The sequence below is a fragment of the Desulfonatronospira sp. MSAO_Bac3 genome (assembly GCF_003838035.1).
Classification (GTDB): domain Bacteria; phylum Desulfobacterota; class Desulfovibrionia; order Desulfovibrionales; family Desulfonatronovibrionaceae; genus Desulfonatronospira; species Desulfonatronospira thiodismutans.
Genome location: NZ_QYZY01000216.1, coordinates 1 through 1,300 on the forward strand (window position 1 = coordinate 1; position 1,300 = coordinate 1,300).

Genomic DNA, 1,300 nt, shown 5'->3' on the forward strand with positions numbered 1-1,300 from the left:
ATGAAAATGATTTCCTAAAAGTGCGAACCCAAGCACATCCACAAAGTAAAATGCACTGAGCTTTTTGACCAGTCCCAGCAGGAAATCATTGTCTTTGTCCTTGATGGGCAGGCCCTGCAAAGCTGTTCTGGAAACTATATGGTAGATAGTAGGCTGGTTGTCTCGGATAAACCTGGCTATTCTTGGCATTATGAACCTCCGTGAAGGCTTGTGGTTGCTGAGTAGAAGATATTTTTAGCAGAGATGATGTTGTTTGTAAATATGAACCTGTCCCTTTGATTTCTTATGTATACAAAAAGCTTCGCAACTTCAGGGCCGGGATAGAAGCCATCATCTCCGCCATGAAGCGGGCCTTTGGTCTGGACCGCTGCACCTGGAGAGGCTGGGAGGGCTTCAAGCAGTACGTCTGGTCCAGCGTGGTTGCCTTCAATCTCCAGATTCTGGCCACTGCTTAGTAAACCCAGAGGTGACAAAGCTCACTCCCAGGGAGTAGTACGTCGAAAAATTAGCTTTACGGTATATTTTTTCATAGAACGTGTTACCCGGCCTGAGATAAGGGGATATTAACCCCAGTATAAATCTTTTAGCAGACTATAGCTCTTGCGCAACCGGGGTTTCCGGATGGAAACTAAATAGTTCAATGCCCTGAGTGGCTAAATTCCAGTTAGCCTATAATTATTCGCGGTGCAAATCCACCCAGACTTGCACCATCCTCAGCTGTTTGGTGGGCAGGCTTCCGGCTCCCTTCCAGCCCGTAGGCTTATAGACCGGCTTCCGGCTCGTAGAGCCTACAGCTCGGAGAGAGGGTAGGCCCCTATGGCTTCCTGCTCGGAGAGCTTTCCAGCTCGGAGAGGCCGGAGGCTGCTCTCTGAAGCCTTCTCTTGGAAAGCGCGGGGTATGCGGGGTACTTTAAAGCTTAAAAACTGGATGAAAAAACCAGGCGGGGTAAAGAAAGCCGGAGCCAGTGCTGGTGACTGAAACCTGACCACTGCCTCCTGATACCTGACACCTTCTTCAAAGGGCGGGGTAAAGCTGGGTATTGCGGGATACTGGCAACATAACTTCACCTAGTTGAACAGACCGAAGGTCTACGGCACAGCCGTGTTCAACCGGGTAAACTGGCAACATAATGTCCCTAATTCTTTTTTTTGCATAAACTACCTCCACCAGCTTAAATCACTGCGCCATGCCAATAAAAATTGTTGACAATCGATTGTTGCATGCTTAAAAGATTTATGGAGGCTTTGTCGGCGTAAGCTGGCATTGCCTTTTTTTTATGTCTCATCTCTTCGCGAACTTA

Annotated in this window: 2 pseudogenes; one reads left to right on the top strand and one right to left on the bottom strand. The window is 48.2% G+C overall.

The window, feature by feature from the left end:
- Positions 1-189, bottom strand: a pseudogene (locus D5S03_RS07430) (hypothetical protein); the annotation flags it as partial.
- A 98-nt stretch (positions 190-287) separates the two neighbouring features.
- On the opposite strand from D5S03_RS07430, the pseudogene D5S03_RS07435 reads away from it, so the two are divergent.
- Positions 288-455: pseudogene (locus tag D5S03_RS07435) on the top strand (transposase); the annotation flags it as partial.
- Between the last annotated feature and the right edge of the window lie 845 nt (positions 456-1,300).